The sequence below is a fragment of the Paenibacillus sp. LPE1-1-1.1 genome, from assembly GCF_040676435.1.
GTDB lineage: Bacteria > Bacillota > Bacilli > Paenibacillales > Paenibacillaceae > Pristimantibacillus.
The window spans coordinates 478,159-498,659 of sequence record NZ_JBEGHY010000044.1 but is presented as its reverse complement, the minus strand read 5'-3'; the positions used below and the strand labels follow the sequence as shown (position 1 = coordinate 498,659).

The window sequence follows — 20,501 nt, the reverse complement described above, 5'->3', positions numbered from 1 at the left end:
GAGCCAGGATCAAACTCTCCAAATTGGTGTTTGAAATGCTCATTACTTTTTATCGCTTTTCTAACGATCCGTTAGGATCGTAAGGGCAGTTATTACTCGTTGTTCAGTTTTCAAAGAGCAATCTTTTCTTCCGTGTCGGCCGTGTTTCTCATTGGCGACTTAGATAATATATCATGTTCGCCTATGACATTGCAAGTCTTTTTTTCATTATTTCCGAAAAAGATTTCGCTTTAGTATTTTGCTCCTTATATACATCTTATTTACGGAAGGTTTTATTTATTTAGGATAAAGAAATTCATTGTACATACGCAACGAACTTTAATATTTCCCGTTCTTGTTTCATTATTCATTCATCGCATAAAAAAACAGCAAGCACTAGGTTACGCTGCTAATCATTAATGAGCCTTAGCGTGACGTATACGTGCTTACTGTCCTTTTGTAATAAAAATCACTTAACGCAGTACTTCCTTAATGTGAAGATGCCGCTCATTTATTAGATTTACGATTACTCCTTCAATGGACACCCAAGGCCTCGTTGGATAGTTGCGATCCGAAAACACAATTTCTCCAACCCGTTCATCGCTGAGCTTAACGATCGTTCCGTTGTGGAATTGAGTCGCCTTCTCTACAAATGTACGCACATAGGTAGGATCCAGCTTGCCGAATGCATCACTTTGAATTTGTTCCAGGACGAGATATGGGGATGCAGCCTTCCTATATGCCTTATTTAAGGTCATGGCGTGGAAGATATCTGCGATAGCCACAATCTTGGCATACGGATTAATTTTTGTAGCATCTATGCCAAGCGGATATCCAGTACCGTCAACCTTCTCATGATGCTGCAAAGCTGCCATTTTCACCCCTTCATTTAGGGCGGAAACATTTTTGAGCAATTGATAACCATGAACGGTGTGACGCATCATTTCTTCCTTTTCTTCCACTGATAATGAATTGGGCTTGGTCAGTATCGTCTTATCAATCCGAACGTTCCCAATATCATGCAGTAAACCGGCGAATGCGATTTGCATCCAATCCTTTTGAGGAAATCCGGTCCATTGCGCGATAAGATAAGAAGTTAATGCGCAAGTGATACTATTATGGATCAAATAATCCTTCTCCATAAATTGACGCGGTACAAAGGTCAGCAGGTTATAGCTCTTAATATGCTCCAACAGCTTCTCAAGTTGCTTCCGAATGTCCATAACCGGCATTGCTTGCCCAGCCACAAATGAGTTGAACACTTGGCGCAATACAATGACCATTTTGTCATACTCTTCATGCAGGGGAGATGCGACGTATACCAGATTTGCTTCCTGTGCGGATTCTTCCTCTGTATCAGCGCCTGGTTTACTTGCCGCTTGGTTTGATTCAATTTCTACGCTTGCAATAAGGAAGGCTTGCAATATCTCTAGTTCTTTAGGCGTTACGACTTTGCCTTTTTGAAATAGGGTACCGCCAAGCGGGGTGAGGACATCTTCAATAATTTTGTCGCCTAATTTAAGATGTGATAACGTTACCGCCGCCACAAGAGTTCTCTCCCCTGTAAATGAATATATTCTAAATTCATTTTAAACCGCAAAACACAAGCTGATCCGTACGATAACGGAATCAGCTGTGTCTTTTACCACTATTCAACCGGCGTTTCGCCACCGTCTTGCTCTTCGTTCTCATCCAGCGCGTCATTCTCTTCGCTGCGGGCAACACGAGTAACTGTGGCTACCGTATCATCCTCGCGCGTATTAATGAGTTTAACCCCTTGCGTATTCCGGCCCATTGTAGAGATGCCTTCCATACTGGTCCGAATCATCGTGCCCGATGCCGTCATGATCATAAGGTCCTCATCGTTCTCAACGACCTTAAGTGAGACGATCGGTCCATTCTTATCCGTCACATTAAGGGTTTTGATCCCCTTGCCGCCACGGTTCTGGATACGATAGTCGGCCACAGGTGTCCGTTTGCCGTAACCTTTGGAGGTAACGATCAGAATGTCCTTATCCGGTACGATAACGTCCATATCTATAACCGTATCATTATCATCAAGCTGGATACCTTTAACGCCTGTGGCTGAACGTCCCATGGAGCGAACATCTTGCTCCGAATATCGGATGGACATCCCTTGCGCCGTACCCATGATAATTTCTTGATTACCGTCAGTCAGCTTCACGCCAATGAGGTCATCATCCTCACGAAGCGAGATCGCAATGAGACCGACCTTCCGGATGTTGATGTAATCGTCCAGCGGCGTTTTCTTCACAACCCCTTGTCTTGTAGCAAAGAACAAGAAGTGTTCAGAATCGAACTCCTGCACTGGTATAACCGCGTTAATCGTCTCGCCTTGTTCAATCTGAATAAGGTTAATGATTGGTGTTCCGCGCGCGGTACGGTTAAGATCAGGAATTTCATAGGCTTTCAGCTTGTACACCTTACCCTTGTTCGTAAAGAACAATAGATAATGATGCGTATTCGAAACGAATAGATGCTCGACAAAGTCATCATCCTTCGTTCCCATGCCGACTACGCCTTTACCGCCCCGCTTCTGGCTGCGATAAGTACCAACCGGCAAACGCTTGATATAGCCGGTGTGCGTAATCGAAATGATAACATCCTCGCGAGGAATTAGATCCTCATCCAGAATTTCTTCATCACTTGCCATAAGCTCTGTCCGGCGCTCATCTCCGAAACGATCTTTTAATTCGGAGAGTTCCGTGCTGATGATATCGAGCACAAGCTGCTCGTCGGCCAAAATCGCTTTATATTCAGCAATTTTACGCATAAGCTCTTCGTACTCTGCCTCAATTTTGTCTCTTTCCAAACCAGTCAGACGCTGCAAACGCATATCCAGAATCGCTTGCGCCTGCTCATGAGAGAGCGAGAATCTTGTAATCAAACCCTCGCGGGCTTGATCAGCGGTCTGAGAAGCACGAATTAACGCAATAACCTCATCCAAATGGTCAAGCGCAATCCGCAAGCCTTCCAAGATGTGCGCCCTAGCTTCGGCTTTTTTCAGTTCAAACTCGGTACGCCGACGAATAACCTCAATTTGATGCTGCAAATAATGATAAAGCATATCACGGATGTTAAGCGTCTTAGGCTCACCATTTACGAGCGCCAGCATGTTAATTCCGAAATTGGACTGCAGCTGCGTCTGCTTGTACAAATTATTCAGAACGATGCTTGGGTTAACGTCTCTGCGAAGCTCAATGACGACACGCATGCCGTTACGGTCTGATTCATCCCGCAAATCGGTAATACCTTCGATTTTTTTCTCGCGGACGAGCTCAGCGATCTTCTCTACCAAACGGGCTTTAATGACTTGATATGGCAGCTCATGCACAATAATACGTGCTTTGCCGTTATTCTCCTCGATTGTCGCACGCGCCCGCATCGTTACTGAACCGCGCCCTGTCAAATAAGCTTGGCGAATACCTTGGCGGCCCATAATAAATGCGGCTGTTGGGAAATCCGGACCTTTTATATAATCCATTAACTCGACTGGCGTAATATCAGGATTAACAATCAGAGCCTGTACCCCGTCGATAACCTCGTTCAAGTTGTGAGGAGGAATATTCGTGGCCATACCTACCGCAATTCCCGTAACCCCGTTCACGAGCAGGTTCGGATAACGTGCTGGCAATACGACCGGCTCCGATTCTTCACCGTCATAGTTGGGTGCGAAATCAATCGTTTCTTTGTTGATGTCCCGTAACAGTTCCATTGCTATTTTTGAAAGACGAGCTTCCGTATAACGCATGGCTGCCGCGAAGTCGCCATCAATTGAACCAAAGTTGCCGTGTCCGTCAACGAGCATATAACGCATGGAGAAATCCTGTGCCATCCGTACCATTGATTCATATACTGCAGAATCACCATGCGGATGGTACTTACCGATTACTTCTCCTACAATTCTCGCCGACTTCTTATGGGGCTTGTCCGGTGACATGCCTAGCTCGGACATTGCAAACAAAATGCGACGATGCACAGGCTTTAGACCATCCCTAACATCGGGAAGAGCACGGCTTACAATGATACTCATTGCGTAATCCATAAAGGAATCCCGCATCTCCGTACCAATATCCCGATCTTTTATAGATATACGTTCTTCTTCCGCCATGATTTACCTCCCTGACGCTATCTATAGCTACTCTTAAATCAACATAACTCTTATATTACTTTCTCAAAAAGCGAGCATATAAACCTTTTTTGCTCTTGCTTTTGAAATTCCCGGGGAACTGTCTTCATTCTTCGAAAAAAATAGGTGAAACGCCGCTATCCATACACGAAAAGCCGCCATAGAATAAACAGACCCAACTTTCATTATACCACTCAATTCCAAGTCTGTCTCCTTCATCATTTGAATTCCATGCGTAGAAAAGAAACAGCGCGAGAGGAGAAAAAACGTTGAGCATTCGACGTGTTAAGAGCAAATGGGCTAAAACAAATATCATGCTTAAGTCAGAATATTTGAGACAATATATGCCTACAACAAAGTTGTTTGGACGCGCCACTCTTCAATCTATGCTGAGTGAATATGGAATGGTTTATTTCAAACCAATTAACGGCACCTTCGGCAAAGGTGTAACACGGATAGAAAGAACAACTCAACCGGAGCTAGGTTACCGCTATCAGCTGGAAAAAACAATTTTGTTCTTTCCGACTTTCGAACAGCTTTACGAAAAGCTGGTGAAGCAAAAGAAAGACCGGCAATATATCGTCCAACAAGGCATCCATCTGCTTCGTCACATGAAGCGCCGCTTCGACATCCGCGTTATGGTTCAAAAAAACCCAAAAAATGATTGGGAAGCTACAGGAATTATCGGACGGCTTGCTCACCCGGCAAAAATCGTTACAAATTACCACAGCGGCGGCACCCCCATGTCTATAGAGCGTCTTATGAGCGACCATACCACCTCATCAGAACTTGCCGCGTTCAAAAACCGTTTAAGAAAATTAAGTATTACCATTGCTAAAAACCTCGAGGCTGCCTATCCAAATATAAAAGAAATTGGGGTCGACATTGCGATTGACGCCAAGCTTCATCCCTGGATTTTGGAGGTCAATACATTGCCCGACCCCTTTATCTTCCAAAAGCTGCCCGACCAAAGCGTATTCCATAAGGTTTACCGGTATGCAGTTGCCTATGGCCGTTTCAAAAAAAGAAGCAGTCGTCCATAATAGGAGGCTGCTTCTTTACCCTGTACACTGCACTTTAGAAATCTAGATTCGTTACATATCTAGCGTATTTCTGAATGAATTCGCGGCGGGGCTCAACATTATCTCCCATAAGCGTATCAAAAACGACATCGGCCTCAATCGCATCCTCGATCGTTACCTGCAGCATCGTACGGCTTTCCGGATCCATCGTTGTTTCCCAAAGCTGAGTGGCATTCATCTCGCCAAGTCCTTTATAGCGCTGAACGTTAACTTTGACGCCTTCTCCGAATTCAGCAATAATCCGGTCGCGCTCCTTCTCGGTCTGCGCGTATCGAATCACTTTATTCCGCTCGATTTTAAATAGCGGCGGCTGAGCGATGTAGATATAGCCAGCATCTATAATTTGCCGCATATAGCGATAGAAGAACGTCAGCATGAGCGTACGAATATGAGCGCCATCGACGTCGGCATCGGTCATAATGATGATTTTGTGATAACGCGCTTTAGCCAGATCAAAGTCATCGCTAATGCCGGTACCAAGCGCCGTAATGATAGCCCGAATCTCCGCATTGCCCAAAATTCGATCCAAACGCGCTTTCTCTACGTTCAAAATTTTACCCCGAAGCGGCAAAATCGCTTGGAAATGACGATCGCGGCCTTGCTTGGCAGAGCCGCCGGCAGAGTCACCTTCTACGATGTAAAGCTCACTGATTGAAGCATCCTTCGAGGAGCAATCGGCAAGCTTACCAGGCAGGGAACCTACCTCGAGCGCGCTTTTTCTACGGGTTAGCTCACGGGCTTTACGCGCCGCCTCGCGGGCACGCGCTGCTTGTAAGCCTTTCTCTACGATTTTGCGTGAAACCGCCGGATTCTCCTCGAGGAATTCCTGCAGCTTCTCGGCAAAGAAGGATTCCACAATACCGCGAACCTCACTGTTACCAAGTTTGGTCTTTGTTTGTCCTTCGAATTGCGGTTCCGGGATTTTGACCGAAATAATCGCAGTCAAGCCTTCACGCACATCGTCCCCGGAGAAGTTGGAGTCATTGTCTTTAATCAAGTTCGATTTGCGGGCATAGTCGTTAATAATACGCGTTAGCGCGCTCTTAAAGCCGGACTCATGCGTACCGCCCTCATGCGTGTTGATATTGTTCGCGAAAGAATAAATATTCTCGGTATAGTTATCGTTATACTGCAATGCGACCTCAACATGGATATGGTCCTTCGACCCTTCGACATAAATCGGCAGCTCATGAAGCGCTTCGCGATTGCGGTTTAAATATTTTACAAACTCAATTATACCGCCCTCGTACATAAACGTATTCGATACGCCGGTACGCTCATCGGTAAGAACAATTTCGATGCCTTTATTCAAAAACGCCAGCTCGCGGATCCGCGATTGCAGCGTTTCATAATCAAAAACGGTTGTTTCCGTAAAAATCTCGCTGTCCGGCGTAAACGTAGTCTGTGTGCCCGTTTCCGTCGTATCTCCGATAATTTTGATATCATATTGCGGAGCGCCTTTACGGTATTCTTGCTGATAGATATGTCCTTCACGTTTAACTTGAACAATGACGAGCTCGGACAGCGCGTTTACGACAGATATACCGACACCATGCAAGCCGCCGGATACTTTATAGCCCTCACCGCCGAATTTACCTCCGGCATGCAAAACCGTCATTACGACCTCAAGAGTCGATTTCTTCAGTTTCGTATTCTCCCCCACAGGAATGCCGCGTCCATTATCGATAACAGTTATGCTGTTATTCTCGTGAACGATTACTTCGATTCTTGAGCAATAACCGGCCAAAGCCTCGTCAATACTGTTATCGACAACCTCCCATACGAGATGGTGGAGACCTTTGCCACTGGTGGAGCCAATATACATCCCCGGACGTTTGCGTACCGCCTCTAATCCTTCCAAGACCTGTATCTGACTCTCGTCATACGTATGCTGCTCCAAAGACATGCAATTTCACTGCTCCTCTCAACTGCTATTCCTGATCGCCTTCGCTCTAGCCGTTCGCCGCAAAATGATGGGCTCGTTTCTTCAACGTAGAGGATGAAATAGGCGAATAATATATTTTCTGCTTCGTTACAACGATCGATTTTGGCTCTTCCTCGCCTATCGTTTCAACGTCCTTGCGCTTGCGTGCTCCCGCAACAAATTGCTTGGAAAGTTTGGAGGACTGCTCGATGGAAATATCAAAAATGGCCACCAGCTCCGCAGCCCGAATTATTTTCTCGCCGCCCAAATGGATGTACATGTCCTCTTCCTCACCTTTCCTATTCGCACCTTAACGCGTCACTCGGCCGCCATGCACATGGTAGATGCCGGCATCCTGAAGCCTGCTCACATTCACGCTTTCAAGGCCGGTCGTTGTAATAAAGGTTTGTACTTTGCTTTGAAATGTCTCAATAAGCTGCGTTTGACGGTTCTGATCAAGCTCCGACAGCACATCGTCAAGAAGCAAAAGCGGGTATTCACCGATTTCCTCGTTAATGAGCTCTATTTCCGCCAATTTTAAAGATAAGGCAGTCGTCCGCTGCTGCCCTTGGGAGCCGAATGTCTGCGCTTCTTTGCCGTTAATAAAAAACGCCAGATCATCGCGATGCGGTCCCACTAGCGTAACCCCTCTGCGAATCTCCTGATCTTTCACCTGTGTTAACTTTATCATAAATTGATCAAATAAAACAGATTCATCTTGCTGGGCGTCCGTATCGAAAGAAGGCCGGTACTCAATTGTGAGCTGCTCGGCGCCGTTCGTTATGCCCGAATGGATTTGTTCTGCAAACGTTTGTAATTTATGTATAAAGTGTTTCCTTTTTTTCATGATTTTAACACCATGCTCTGCAAGCTGCATATTCCATACATCCAGCATCGTCTGATTCGCCCCTCCAGGGTACGAGGCTTTCAGAAAATTATTGCGCTGCTGAAGCACTTTTCCGTACTGCTGCAGAGTATACAAATAGCCGGGCTGCACCTGACCGATTTCCATATCGAGAAACCGTCTTCGCACACCCGGCGTTCCTTTTACAATTTCCAGATCCTCCGGCGCAAACATGACGACGTTGACCGAACCGATAAAATCGCTCAGCTTACGCTGTTCGAGTCCGTTAATTTTAGCTTTTTTCCCTTGGGCCGAATAGAGGAGATCGAGCTTAACCGACCCGTATTTCTTATCGACCTCACCTGAGATGCGCGCTGCGTCGGCTTGCCAGCCAATGAGCTCCTTGTCTTTGGAGGTACGATGCGATTTTGTTAAAGCCAGTACGAATATGGCTTCCAGCAGGTTTGTTTTTCCTTGGGCATTGGGCCCAAGAAACACATTTACCTTATTGGGCGTTTGCAGATCAAGGTCACTATAGTTTCGATAATTTTGCAGCTGTATGTTCGTTAAAAACACGTTTCGACCTCCCGGTCCATCGGTGCGTTACGCTTTACCTACTGTAAATACGCCGCAGCCTTCAACCTCTACTTTATCCCCAACATACAACTTTCTGCCGCGCCGATTATCCGCTTCTCCGTTAATAATCACAGTGCTCTCTTGAAGAAAAAACTTGGCGTGCCCGCCGGTTGAAATACAATCGGACAGCTTTAGAAACTGCCCTAGCGTAATATATTCTGTTTTGATGCCGATTTCTTTCATCGAAAAGCTCATTCCTTTCTTTTTCTGCGCTTGTGATTAACCAGTTGTACGGTATGGCAGAATGACATACATGCTGAAGGCATGATCCATAGGACGAATAATAATCGGGCTCATAGCCCCAGTAAAGCCGATGAACAACTGCTCGCTATCAATAACTTTAAGAACATCAAGCATATACTTCGAGTTGAATGCGATTCTAAGCGCTTCTCCGTTGAATTCTTTTGCTTCAAGCTGCTCTGTAACCCGGCCCAGTTCTGTCGAGCTGGATGAGATTTCAATGGATCCGTCTTCAAGCGTCATCAGCCGCACGATATTGGTTTTTTCCTCGCGGGACATCAGATAGGCACGGTCAATCGCGTCCATTACATTTTTTGTATCCAAAACAAGTTCTGTTTTGAAGGTTTGCGGAATAATCTTAGAAGTATCGGGATAGGTGCCGTCAAGAATACGCGTATAGAACAATACGTTTCCAAGCTTAAATAGAACCTGGTTGTCTGCTACGACAATATCTACAAGAGCGTTATGCTCCGGAACGAGCTTAGAAAGCTCAATCAGCGTTTTTGCCGAAATAACGACATTGCTGAACTTGAATTGCGCGTCAGTATCGACTTGAGCGGTACGGCTGGCCAGCCGGTGACGGTCGGTTGCTACAAACTTCAGCTCGCCTTCGAGCAAATTCCAAAGCACACCTGTCAAAATTGGCGTTTGTTCGCTTGCCGATGCTGCTAGAACGGTCTGACGAATCATCGCTTTTAATAGATCACCAGGCATTTGCAATACTTCATTTTGTTCAATGGAAGGCAGTACCGGGAATTCTTCAGGATCAAGTCCGACCATTTGAATTTCAGTTGAACCGGAACGAATGATGGTTTGATAAGTATTGCTTACATCGATAACGACTTGCTCCGAAGGAAGCTTTTTTACGATTTCGACAAAAAATTTAGCCGGCAGCACGACGCTTCCGGGTTTATCCACATGTGCAATAACGAATTGATCTCTTTCCACAGGGATAAAGCTTTGAATGGAGATGTCCGTATCGCTTGCGGTAAGCGTTACCCCAAGATGGGTGACCTCGATTTTGATACCGCCGAGAATAGGTATGGCAGGACGTGAAGAAGCAGCTTTAGCTACTTGCTGGATCGCATCGTTTAATTCATTTTTTGAGATTGTTAATTTCATGGTTTCACTCCTAGCGTTCTTATAAATTCATCCAAAGTATGAGCTCGCACGAAACGATGTTTGTTGTTAGAAGAGGTGTTAACCGTTTTATTTGAAAAGATGACGTATACATTCAAACGTTGTACAAAGCTTGTATAACGTCGCGAAAAGGACAATTTCCGCCAAAGGAAGGAATCTGCCGTTTAGGCTTATTTGATGATGTTTTTTTAAAGATTTTTAGTAGTCGTAGTAGTAGGGGCCCTGAATATGTGGATAACCCCTTGGAAGACCGATAAAGCAAGCCTATCCACATGTGCATAGCGTGTGCATAGGCTTGCTTAGTTGTTCACATATGATTTTTGATTTTTTCGGTCAGGTTTTGGACGATTTTGTACAGGTCCTGATCGATCTTCAGCTGCTGCGTAATTTTCTCATGCGCGTGAATGACTGTCGTATGATCACGGCCGCCGAATGCTTCACCGATTTTAGGAAGTGAGAAGTCGGTGAGCTCCCTCGACAAATACATGGCGATTTGCCTCGGATAAGCAACGGCTTTGGTCCGTTTCCGCGCTTTGAATTCTTCTAGCCGCAGCCCGTAGAACTCTCCAACCTTCGTCTGTATGTCATGCATCGTTATCATTCTCGGCCTGCTGGACGGAATGATATCCTTAAGCGCTTCTGCCGCAAGATGCGACGTAATGTCGGCATTTATTAAGGATGAATAAGCGACAACCCTGATTAGGGCGCCCTCCAATTCACGAATGTTCGTATCGATTTGATTTGCGATATAGATCATCGCTTCGTTAGGAATATCTAGATTTTCCGCTCTGGCTTTCTTCCGCAGGATTGCGATCCGCGTCTCCAGGTCCGGCGGCTGAATATCGGTAATAAGCCCCCATTCAAAGCGTGAGCGAAGCCGTTCTTCCAGCGTCGGTATCTCTTTTGGCGGACGGTCACTCGAGATGACAATTTGCTTCCGTTCCTCATGCAGCGCATTAAAAGTGTGGAAAAACTCCTCCTGCGTCTGCTCTTTTCCTGCGAGAAACTGAATATCATCGATCAGCAATACGTCAATATTTCGGTATTTCGTACGGAAGCTTTCGCCCCTGTTATCACGAATGGCATTAATGAATTCGTTCGTAAATTTCTCTGACGAAATATATAGTACCTTCGTATTGGGGTTGTGATCCATGATGTAATGGCCGATCGCGTGCATTAAGTGGGTTTTTCCAAGCCCGACGCCGCCGTACAAAAACAATGGATTATAAGCTTTGGCCGGTGCTTCGGCTACCGCTAACGATGCAGCATGAGCAAAGCGGTTGTTTGCCCCGATGACGAATGTATCAAACGTGTACTTCGGGTTAAGCATATGAGAAGGTGTCGCTTCCTCGGCCATGACTGGGGAATTTACCGTTTTCGGCTGGAACGTATAAGCAGGTTCCGCACCCTTCGGTTCTTCTATAGAGAAGCGAACATCAACCTGTCTGCCCAAAAACTCAAACAATGTTGTTCTTATTAGTTTCGTATAACGGCCCTCCAGCCATTCGGCCGCAAATGTTGTCGGCGCTGTTACTTCAAGCATAGAATCATCGACAAAAGAAGCTCTCGTTGCTTTGAACCAGGTGTCAAAGCTCGGTTTGCTTAATTTAGTCTGGATGATCGACAACACTTGCTGCCATAAATCATAGGTATGGCTGTCCACAGACTGTCACTCCTTATCCAATCGCCACGAATGGCGCAGTTGCAAGAAAAAATGTCGAAAATCAGGGTATTATAACGAAAACATCCACATTATAAAGAATAATAAGCGGATGAGTTATAAATAGGGGATGAGTTTGTTCACAATGTTATCCACAGGCTGTTGATAAAACTGAGGCAATAATGATCTAATCCACAATGAAAACATAATTATCATAGCAAAAGATCCCTTATATTTCAACGAATTCGCATATTTTATCCACATTCTCAACTGCTTGTGCATAAAAGTTATCTACACCACTACATATTGTTTATATCTTGTTAAGATTTCGACAAAGTTCGTTCAAGGGGCCTGTGGATTGTGCACATGTTATTAGTTTTTGATAAAAGGAGTCATTTCATGCGTTTATCCACAGCGTCATCCGAAAAACATTTATCAACAATTTCGGAGCGGGAGAGGATCATTGACTTTTGGCGGCCAACATGGTTTAATAAAAAAAGCGTTTTTTTAAATATAAGGCTTTATAAGTAGCACACTTATATCGCCACTTATATTTCACCGCGAAACGATGCTGCTCCGTCCATTAAGACGGCGAGAGCCGTTTACGCTTAATTGGAACACGCAGTATAGGAGGTGCAGAACGATGAGACCTACATTTAGACCTAATGTTAGCAAACGTGCGAAAGTGCATGGATTCCGCAAACGTATGAGCTCGAAGAACGGACGTAAAGTTTTGGCAGCGCGTCGTCAAAGAGGAAGAAAAGTACTAAGCGCATAAGCAGAAGACCACGTCCGGTGGTCTTTTTTTTTTGCTTTTGGCGATGAGGTGTGGGCGAGCGGCTGCTTAAGCTGCTCGCTTACTGTCGATACTTAGAAGATCAATGAGGGAACGGTGGCCATCAGTCGTGCATAGAAAATTGCGTCTTCGCAATCGTGAAGACTTTAGCCGTATTTATCGGGGCGGTAAATCGTTTGCGAATGGGCAGTTTGTCGTTTATTGGTCTAAGCAGCCATCGGCGGAACCATTTCGCTTAGGCGTGTCCGCGAGCAAGAAAATAGGCAATGCGGTTGTGCGCAACCGGATGCGCCGAATGATAAAGGAAATTGTTCGGCATCAAGCAGATCGGATTGTTCCGAGGACCGACTTCATTCTAATCGTAAGAAAACCAGCTACGTTGATGAAGATGAAGGAAATGGAGAAAAGCGTTCTTCATGTATTGAAGAAAGCCGGTTTGCTGAAGAACAAGACCACAACGAATATAAAAGAGAAGCAGGCAGATTGACGTAATTCGGCCGGCTTGCTTCGCATGCTCAAAATAGCTTCTGCAACATGCGTAAAGAAAGCGGATGCAGGGGGCACCTCATTGTTTCTTTGTCCCATAAATTATGGTATAGTCTAGAATGAAAATATAGTATTGTATCATGTATGCAATGCCGATATTTTAATCAGAATCAAATGCTGCGCCGCAAGGGTACGGTCATTGCCGTTATAGCTTGGGATATAAGAAAGTATATGCTTTTTTTTCTATACATAACTTATGTTTCTTGGCGAAACGAGTTTTGCCGAAAAAACGGTATTAGCCGTTTGTTACGCTTGATGTAAATGCTCTCAGAGAGGAGTTTTAATGTTGTTGTTTTGGACTAAAAACAAGAAATGGATTTTAGTGCTTGGTCTTGTCCTGCTTATGGGTGTGCTTGCAGGATGTGGTGCTCCAACAACCCAGACGACGGAGACTGCCGATTTATTGAAGGGAAACTTCTGGGAGAAAAACGTTGTTTACTATTTTGCCTTAACGCTTGATACGTTCGCAGGCTGGTTCAACGAATCCTACGGACTTGCTATATTGCTTCTGACGATTATTGTAAGAACGTTAATTTTACCGTTAACGCTGAAACAATATCGCAGCTCCAAGGCGATGCAAGCTCTGCAGCCGCAAATGGCTGAAATTAAAAAGAAACACAAGGATAATCCGCAGAAGCAGCAAGAAGAGACGATGAAGCTTTTCCAAACCCATAAGGTAAATCCGATGGCGGGCTGTTTGCCGCTTATTGTTCAAATGCCGATTTTTATCGCGTTGTACAATTCCATCTACAAAAACCCGGATATTCGTGAGCATACGTTCTTATGGCTTCAACTAGGTGAGAAGGATCCTTATTACATACTTCCGATTCTCGCTGCCGCTACGACTTTTATTCAGTCCAAGATGATGCAAAAGCAGCAAACGCAAACGATGCCTGGTATGGGCATGATGCTGGCGATCTTCCCTGTGCTTATTTTTGTAATGGCACTTTCTTTCCCAGCAGCACTGCCGTTATATTGGGTTTACAGCAACATTTACACGATTGTTCAAAACTACTTCCTGTACGTTCGTTCATCTGACAAGGGTAAGGAGGTCCCTGCGAAATGAAGAAAATCGTCGCATCGGGGAAAACGGTAGAGGATGCTGTACGTAACGGATTAACACAATTGCAAGTCACTGAAGACCGCGTTAAACAAGTTGTGCTTGAGCAGCCCACAAAAGGTTTTTTTGGATTGTTCGGCGCAAAAGAAGCGAAAGTCGAGCTTGAGCTTATTCCCGATCCTATGCTGGAAGCGGAGCAATTTCTCCGTGAAGTAGCTGGTACGATGGGGCTGCAAGTAAACATCGATCGAAAGCAAACAAGAGAAGGAACCCACTTGTCCGTAACTGGAAGTGGCGACCTTGGTATGCTGATTGGACGTCGCGGACAAACGTTGGATGCATTACAGTACTTGGTTAATATTGTGGCTAACCGTTACTCTGACAGCCATCTGCGTATCGTGCTTGATGCAGAGGATTTTCGTGAGCGCCGCCGCAAGACATTAGCGGATTTATCCGACCGCTTAGCTGGACGGGTCATTCGCACCCGGAAAGAAGTTGTCCTGGAGCCAATGTCGCCGCATGAGCGCAAAGTCATTCATTCGCAGTTGCAGAATCACCCTAAGGTGAAAACGTTCAGTAAAGGCGATGAGCCTAACCGGCGAGTCGTCATCGCTTTGAGACAATAAGATGCACAACATAAATCAATACGAATCAATACGCTATCCGCAGCAATGGCTCATAATGGTCATTGCTGTTTTTCCATTTGAGAGGTGCTGACAGCAATGGTACATGATACGATAGCAGCCATTTCGACAGCAGTCGGAGAAGGCGGCATCGCCATAATAAGAATAAGCGGGCCGGAAGCAATTTCCGGAATCGCAACGGTGTTTCGTTCAAAAATCAATCTAAAAGATGCAGAAACGCATACGCTGCATTATGGCCACATCATTGACCCGATATCGGGTGAAGAGGTGGAAGAAGTACTGGTTACGCTCATGCGCGGGCCGCGGTCCTTTACGGCGGAAGATGTTGTCGAAATCAATGCGCATGGCGGCGTCATTGCCGTTAAAAAGGTCCTAGATGTGGTGCTGCAGCTGCAGGGATACCGCACGGCGGAACCGGGAGAGTTTACGAAACGTGCTTTTCTAAATGGCCGAATTGATCTTATGCAGGCAGAGGCGGTCATTGATTTGATCCGTTCCAAATCGGATCGTGCTTTTTCCGTTGCGCGGAAGCAAGCGGAGGGCGTATTATCGAAGCGGATTAAAGCTTTAAGACAGACTGTCATAGAGCTGCTGGCTCATATCGAAGTGAACATTGATTATCCGGAGCATGACGTGGAGGAAATGACGAATTCTTTTATTCGTGACCAATGCGATTCTGCTATTGATGAAATAGATCGTTTGTTAAAAACCGCAAATGAAGGCAAGATATTACGAGAGGGCATCGTAACGGCAATTGTGGGTCGGCCCAATGTCGGTAAGTCGTCGCTTATGAATGTACTGACGCAAGAAAACAAAGCGATTGTTACGGATATTCCCGGAACGACCCGTGATGTCATTGAGCAGTTTGTGGCGCTAAACGGCATACCGCTCCGGCTGCTCGACACAGCAGGTATCCGGGAAACAACGGACGTGGTTGAACGAATCGGAGTAGAAAGATCGCGCAATGCCCTTGAAGAAGCGGATCTCATTTTGCTAGTGCTCAATTATAATGAACCGCTGCAAGCAGATGATCGGGAACTTTTGCTGCAAATGAAGGGTCGCCCGGTCATTGCGATCATAAATAAGACTGACTTGCCGCGTCAATTAGAAATTGAGGTGGTGGAGGAGTCGATTTCTGCGGATTCCATCGTAAAAATGTCGGTTCTTGAAGAGGACGGTCTTGACCGTCTGGAGAAAACGATTAGCGAGATGTTTTTTGAGGGACAACTCGAATCCGGCGATTTGACATATGTAAGCAACGTTCGACATATTGCTTTACTGAAGAGGGCGAGACAGTCCCTTGTCGATGCGATCGAAGCTTCAGAAGCAGGCATTCCAATCGATCTTATCCAGATTGATGCTCGCTCCGCTTGGGAGTCGCTTGGCGAAATCCTTGGAGACGAAGCCGGCGATTCCCTGATTGATCAAATTTTCTCGCAGTTCTGCTTAGGGAAATAGTTGGATGTAGGTGAGGGTTAAGTGGTGGTTTTGCTATCCGCAGATTATGACGGTTTAGAAGGAAGAAGTATTGCAATAAAGGGTTATATCCTGCAGAACATTACAAAATTCGAGTTTGTTTACCATAAACATGTTCATCTAATGCTAAAGCAGTAAGGATGAAAATGATCGAGGCTTTTATTGAAAGCCTTGATCAATGATTAAGGGATCTGTTTTATCGTAAACCTCAATTAGAGCAAACGAAGCAGATTTTCTGGGAAAGCCTTTAGGAGGGTAAAGAATAATGAGATATAACGCTGGTGAATATGACGTGATAGTCATTGGAGCGGGGCATGCGGGCTGTGAGGCGGCGCTTGCTGCTGCGCGTATGGGCTGCGAAACGCTGCTGCTTACGATTAATTTGGACATGGTTGCATTTATGCCTTGCAATCCATCGATCGGCGGTCCGGCCAAAGGCCATGTTGTCCGTGAAATTGATGCTTTAGGCGGCGAAATGGGACGCAATATCGACAAAACATTTATTCAAATGAGAATGCTTAATACGGGTAAAGGCCCTGCAGTGCATGCCTTACGTGCGCAGGCCGATAAATTTGATTATCAGCATGTAATGAAGAAAACAATTGAGGAAACACCGCATTTGACGCTGCGCCAGGGGATGGCGGAGGAGCTTATCGTTGAAGATGGCAAATGCTTAGGTATCGTTACAAAAACAGGAGCAGAATATCGTGCACGCACGACTGTTGTTACAACGGGAACTTATTTGCGCGGAAAAATCATTATGGGCGAGCTAATGTACGAAAGTGGTCCGAATAATCAACAGCCTTCGGTCAGACTTTCTGCAAGCTTGAAGGAAAACGGGCTCGAGCTTGTTCGTTTTAAAACAGGCACTCCGCCGCGTGTTCATAAAGACACCATTGATTTCACTAAAACAGAGATTCAGCCGGGTGACGATAAGCCTAAGTTTTTCTCTCATGAGACCGAGTCTTCTGATAATGAACAGCTCCCTTGCTGGTTGACGTATACGTCAGAAGCAACACACAAAATTATTAACGATAATTTGCATCGCGCTCCGATGTTCTCTGGTGCTATTGAGGGTACGGGGCCACGGTATTGTCCGTCAATCGAAGATAAAATCGTACGTTTTGCCGATAAGCCTAAGCATCAAATCTTTTTAGAGCCGGAAGGCAAAAATACATCTGAATATTATGTGCAAGGACTATCGACAAGCATGCCGGAGGATGTCCAGCTTGGTATTTTGCGATCTATCCCAGGTTTGGAAAAAGTTGAGATGATGCGCAATGGTTATGCTATTGAATATGATGCGGTTGTTCCTACGCAGCTGTGGCCGTCTTTAGAAACAAAGGTGATTGACAGCTTGTTTACGGCTGGGCAAATTAATGGAACATCGGGATACGAGGAAGCCGCGGGTCAAGGCGTGATGGCGGGAATTAATGCAGCACGTAAAGTACAAGGAAAAGAACCGATTATCATCGGTCGTTCAGAGGGCTATATTGGCGTAATGATTGACGACCTTGTTACGAAAGGTACGAATGACCCTTACCGGTTGCTTACCTCAAGAGCGGAATATCGCTTATTGCTTCGCCATGACAATGCGGATCTACGTTTAACGCCGAAAGGTTATGAAATCGGGCTTATTTCGGAAGAACGCTACAATAAATTTTTAAGAAAAAAAGAATTGGTTGAAATCGATATTGAACGTCTGCGCGGCACAAAGGTGAAGCCAGATCAAGTGAATGAAATGCTGATTGCTGCTGGTACAGCTCCGATGGAGCATGGAACAGACGCGCTTTCCTTGCTTAGACGGCCTGAGGTAACCTATGCGATGCTTGAGACGGCAGTGCCTTCCGTTCCGGAAATGACGGAGGAAATGAAGGAGCAAGTTGAAATTCAAATCAAGTACGCAGGATATATTGAAAAGCAGCTGGTGCAAGTGGAACGCCTGAACAAAATGGAGAAAAAACGGATTCCGGATGACATTGAATATAATGATGTGCGCAGCTTGGCTTCTGAGGCAAAACAAAAGCTTTCCGTTATTCGGCCTCTATCCATTGGGCAAGCTTCTCGTATTGCTGGCGTAACCCCGGCTGATATTTCAATACTGCTTGTGTACTTGGAGCATTATAACCGTGTGACTGCAGCGAGAGGTTCTTAATATGGATGAAACATTGCTTTGGTTTACAAAGAGGATGGAGGAGAGCGGCATACCGCTTTCCTCTGAACAGCTAGATCAATTCGAGCTTTACTTCCGGTTGCTTGTCGAGTGGAATGAAAAAATGAATTTGACGGGAATTACGGAAAGAGATGCCGTTTATGAAAAACATTTTTATGATTCGATATCGCTTTCCTTTTATACGAAAATGAATAACGTCCGTAATATTGCGGATATTGGTTCGGGTGCTGGTTTTCCAAGTATTCCTTTGAAAATTTGTTTTCCGCATCTAAAAGTGATGATTGTTGATTCTTTGAATAAAAGAATTCAATTTTTATCTCACCTTACCGAACAGCTTGGTTTAAAGAATGTTTTGTGTTTGCATGGCCGGGCGGAGGATATTGCCCAGTTAGCTGAGCATCGTGACAACTATGATTTAGTAACAGCAAGAGCCGTTGCTCGTTTGAATGTGTTAAATGAATTTTGTTTACCTTTCGTAAGAAAAGGTGGTTTATTCGCAGCCATGAAAGGTTCACAATCTGATGAAGAAGTACGAGAGGCAGCTTTTAGCTTAAGAGAGCTTAAGGGGAAAATTAAATCGCAGCATCAACTGTCTCTTCCGAACGAACAATCCGAGCGTCACATTGTTTTAATAGAAAAGACGGATGCTACTCCGCGTAAATACCCTAGAAAAGCGGGCACACCACTTAAACAACCGCTTCTGTAAAATCAACGATATTGTTCCACGTGAAACAATTGAAAGTCCTATAACCGCCATATTTATACAACATTTATTCATTCAGAACTAGTGTCAAGCAGGAGATCGTCCAGCTTTAGTCGAATCTTTAAAGTAGATGAAGAGACTGGACGACACCGTTAGCCTGCGAACAGAAAGCATTGTCCTTGTTAAGGCAGTTGTTCACAGAGCGCGGATAAATATAAGCATCGTATAAGTTCCAAAGCTATACTTGATTATATTTGAAACAAAGCCTCTCCTATCATTTCCGAATGAATTTTGTTATGGATGTTCGCCGTGCAGTTGACGATTATTACCTGAGATAGGTTCTCGCAACCGAAATAATCCAATTGGCAATGAACCAATCTTACTGCTGAAGCGTATTTATTGCAAAAACCTTGTAATTGCTTTTTAATAGAATAGCAGCTCTATTTGTTTATAGCAGATAGAGGCTGCATCTAATATGAAACGCATGATTCCGTTAGTGTTGGGGGAAATGGTTTCATTTGAAGTGATTAAAAACAAGGTTTATCTCATGATCGGGTGGTAATTATCGATATGAAAGAACAATTTTCTCGATTGTTCGGCCTGTCCGAGCAGCGCATACCGCAAGAAGAAGTTCGACAAATTCCGATTCAAGAAATTGACGCAAGTCCATTTCAGCCGCGTACCATTTTTGATGACGATCGAATTGAAGAGTTATGCCAGACAATTAGAACACATGGCGTAATTCAGCCTATTGTTGTTCGCATGCGAAATGGCAGATATGAAATAATTGCAGGAGAGCGCCGCTGGCGTGCAGTTACCAAGCTTGGTTATGATACCATTCCTGGAATTGTTCGTGAATTCAATGATTCGCAGACCGCTTCTATTGCTCTGATTGAAAATCTGCAAAGAGAAGGCTTATCGGCTATTGAGGAAGCGATTGCATATCAAAAGCTGATTGAGCTCCATCAATTAACACAAGAAAGCCTAGCTCAGCGACTCGGAAAAAGCCAATCCACGATAGCAAACAAATTGCGATTATTAATGCTAAATGATACGATTAAGATGGCATTGATGGAACGCAAAATTACGGAACGACATGCTCGTGCTTTATTGTCGTTAGATAGTGAAGAACTTCAACTTAAGGTTTTAGAAGAGATCATCACTAAAGATTTAAATGTAAAGCAAACCGAGGTTCGTATTGCCTTCTTAAAAGAATCGACTAAATTAAAGAAAGCGAAGCGTATTTCTTTTACAAAGGATGTTCGTTTGGCTTTAAATACAATTAGACAATCGATTGAGATGGTCTCCGGCTCAGGTCTGCAAATTAAAACGAACGAAAAGGATCACGATGATCATTACGAAATTGTCATCCAAATCCCTAAACGATAGAAATATAATTAAACATTTGCAATAATTAAACGTTTATTTTGTGCCGCCCTCACCGAGGG

The 20,501-nt window shown here is 44.8% G+C and carries 17 protein-coding genes; 9 read left to right on the top strand and 8 right to left on the bottom strand.

The window, feature by feature from the left end:
• Nucleotides 1-452: 452 nt before the first annotated feature.
• Nucleotides 453-1,526: an HD-GYP domain-containing protein gene (locus MRBLPE1_RS28970; RefSeq protein WP_364152712.1), complete on the bottom strand. Its 1,074-nt coding sequence runs from the start codon at nucleotides 1,524-1,526 to the stop codon at nucleotides 453-455.
• A gap of 101 nt (nucleotides 1,527-1,627) precedes the next feature.
• Nucleotides 1,628-4,111 (bottom strand): DNA gyrase subunit A, encoded by a 2,484-nt coding sequence (gyrA, locus tag MRBLPE1_RS28965; protein WP_364152710.1) that lies wholly within the window; start codon nucleotides 4,109-4,111, stop codon nucleotides 1,628-1,630.
• 287 nt (nucleotides 4,112-4,398) lie between these two features.
• Here gyrA and MRBLPE1_RS28960 point away from each other — a divergent pair, with 287 nt between their 5' ends.
• A complete protein-coding gene (locus MRBLPE1_RS28960) occupies nucleotides 4,399-5,172 on the top strand; it encodes a YheC/YheD family protein (protein WP_364152708.1) in 774 nt (257 codons plus the stop codon).
• A 34-nt stretch (nucleotides 5,173-5,206) separates the two neighbouring features.
• Here MRBLPE1_RS28960 and gyrB read toward each other — a convergent pair whose 3' ends face one another.
• The 6 genes from gyrB to dnaA all read right to left on the bottom strand — a co-directional run bounded on the left by gyrB (nucleotide 5,207) and on the right by dnaA (nucleotide 11,658).
• On the bottom strand, nucleotides 5,207-7,117 hold the full coding sequence (gene gyrB, locus MRBLPE1_RS28955; protein WP_364152705.1) for a DNA topoisomerase (ATP-hydrolyzing) subunit B: 1,911 nt from the start codon (nucleotides 7,115-7,117) through the stop codon (nucleotides 5,207-5,209).
• Nucleotides 7,118-7,163: 46 nt separating this feature from the next.
• The gene (gene remB / locus MRBLPE1_RS28950; protein ID WP_012772007.1) at nucleotides 7,164-7,415 is read right to left on the bottom strand and encodes an extracellular matrix regulator RemB; all 252 of its coding nucleotides are present in this window, start codon (nucleotides 7,413-7,415) and stop codon (nucleotides 7,164-7,166) included.
• Nucleotides 7,416-7,445: 30 nt separating this feature from the next.
• Nucleotides 7,446-8,555, bottom strand: a complete 1,110-nt coding sequence (gene recF, locus MRBLPE1_RS28945; protein WP_364152701.1) for a DNA replication/repair protein RecF — start codon at nucleotides 8,553-8,555, stop codon at nucleotides 7,446-7,448.
• Nucleotides 8,556-8,582: 27 nt separating this feature from the next.
• The gene (yaaA, locus tag MRBLPE1_RS28940) at nucleotides 8,583-8,798 is read right to left on the bottom strand and encodes a S4 domain-containing protein YaaA (RefSeq protein ID WP_364152698.1); all 216 of its coding nucleotides are present in this window, start codon (nucleotides 8,796-8,798) and stop codon (nucleotides 8,583-8,585) included.
• 36 nt (nucleotides 8,799-8,834) lie between these two features.
• Nucleotides 8,835-9,977: a DNA polymerase III subunit beta gene (gene dnaN, locus MRBLPE1_RS28935; RefSeq protein ID WP_364152695.1), complete on the bottom strand. Its 1,143-nt coding sequence runs from the start codon at nucleotides 9,975-9,977 to the stop codon at nucleotides 8,835-8,837.
• Nucleotides 9,978-10,302: 325 nt separating this feature from the next.
• Nucleotides 10,303-11,658: a chromosomal replication initiator protein DnaA gene (gene dnaA, locus MRBLPE1_RS28930; protein WP_364152692.1), complete on the bottom strand. Its 1,356-nt coding sequence runs from the start codon at nucleotides 11,656-11,658 to the stop codon at nucleotides 10,303-10,305.
• Nucleotides 11,659-12,298: 640 nt separating this feature from the next.
• Between dnaA and rpmH the strand changes: the two genes are divergently transcribed.
• The 8 genes from rpmH to noc all read left to right on the top strand — a co-directional run bounded on the left by rpmH (nucleotide 12,299) and on the right by noc (nucleotide 20,442).
• Complete coding sequence (rpmH, locus tag MRBLPE1_RS28925; protein WP_308997689.1) at nucleotides 12,299-12,433, top strand: 50S ribosomal protein L34; 135 nt, start codon at nucleotides 12,299-12,301, stop codon at nucleotides 12,431-12,433.
• Between the two features lie 127 nt (nucleotides 12,434-12,560).
• Nucleotides 12,561-12,938 (top strand): ribonuclease P protein component, encoded by a 378-nt coding sequence (gene rnpA, locus MRBLPE1_RS28920; protein WP_364152689.1) that lies wholly within the window; start codon nucleotides 12,561-12,563, stop codon nucleotides 12,936-12,938.
• 342 nt (nucleotides 12,939-13,280) lie between these two features.
• Entirely contained in the window at nucleotides 13,281-14,063 is a 783-nt protein-coding gene (locus MRBLPE1_RS28915) for a YidC/Oxa1 family membrane protein insertase (RefSeq protein WP_364152686.1), read from the top strand.
• Nucleotides 14,060-14,683, top strand: a complete 624-nt coding sequence (gene jag / locus MRBLPE1_RS28910) for an RNA-binding cell elongation regulator Jag/EloR (RefSeq protein WP_308997686.1) — start codon at nucleotides 14,060-14,062, stop codon at nucleotides 14,681-14,683. Before MRBLPE1_RS28915 ends, jag begins: the two co-directional genes overlap by 4 nt.
• A 96-nt stretch (nucleotides 14,684-14,779) precedes the next feature.
• On the top strand, nucleotides 14,780-16,159 hold the full coding sequence (gene mnmE / locus MRBLPE1_RS28905; RefSeq protein WP_364152682.1) for a tRNA uridine-5-carboxymethylaminomethyl(34) synthesis GTPase MnmE: 1,380 nt from the start codon (nucleotides 14,780-14,782) through the stop codon (nucleotides 16,157-16,159).
• Between the two features lie 283 nt (nucleotides 16,160-16,442).
• Nucleotides 16,443-18,332 (top strand): tRNA uridine-5-carboxymethylaminomethyl(34) synthesis enzyme MnmG, encoded by a 1,890-nt coding sequence (gene mnmG, locus MRBLPE1_RS28900; RefSeq protein WP_364152679.1) that lies wholly within the window; start codon nucleotides 16,443-16,445, stop codon nucleotides 18,330-18,332.
• A gap of 1 nt (nucleotide 18,333) precedes the next feature.
• On the top strand, nucleotides 18,334-19,056 hold the full coding sequence (gene rsmG / locus MRBLPE1_RS28895) for a 16S rRNA (guanine(527)-N(7))-methyltransferase RsmG (protein WP_364152676.1): 723 nt from the start codon (nucleotides 18,334-18,336) through the stop codon (nucleotides 19,054-19,056).
• Nucleotides 19,057-19,623: 567 nt separating this feature from the next.
• Nucleotides 19,624-20,442: a nucleoid occlusion protein gene (noc, locus tag MRBLPE1_RS28890; protein ID WP_364152673.1), complete on the top strand. Its 819-nt coding sequence runs from the start codon at nucleotides 19,624-19,626 to the stop codon at nucleotides 20,440-20,442.
• Nucleotides 20,443-20,501: the final 59 nt, after the last annotated feature.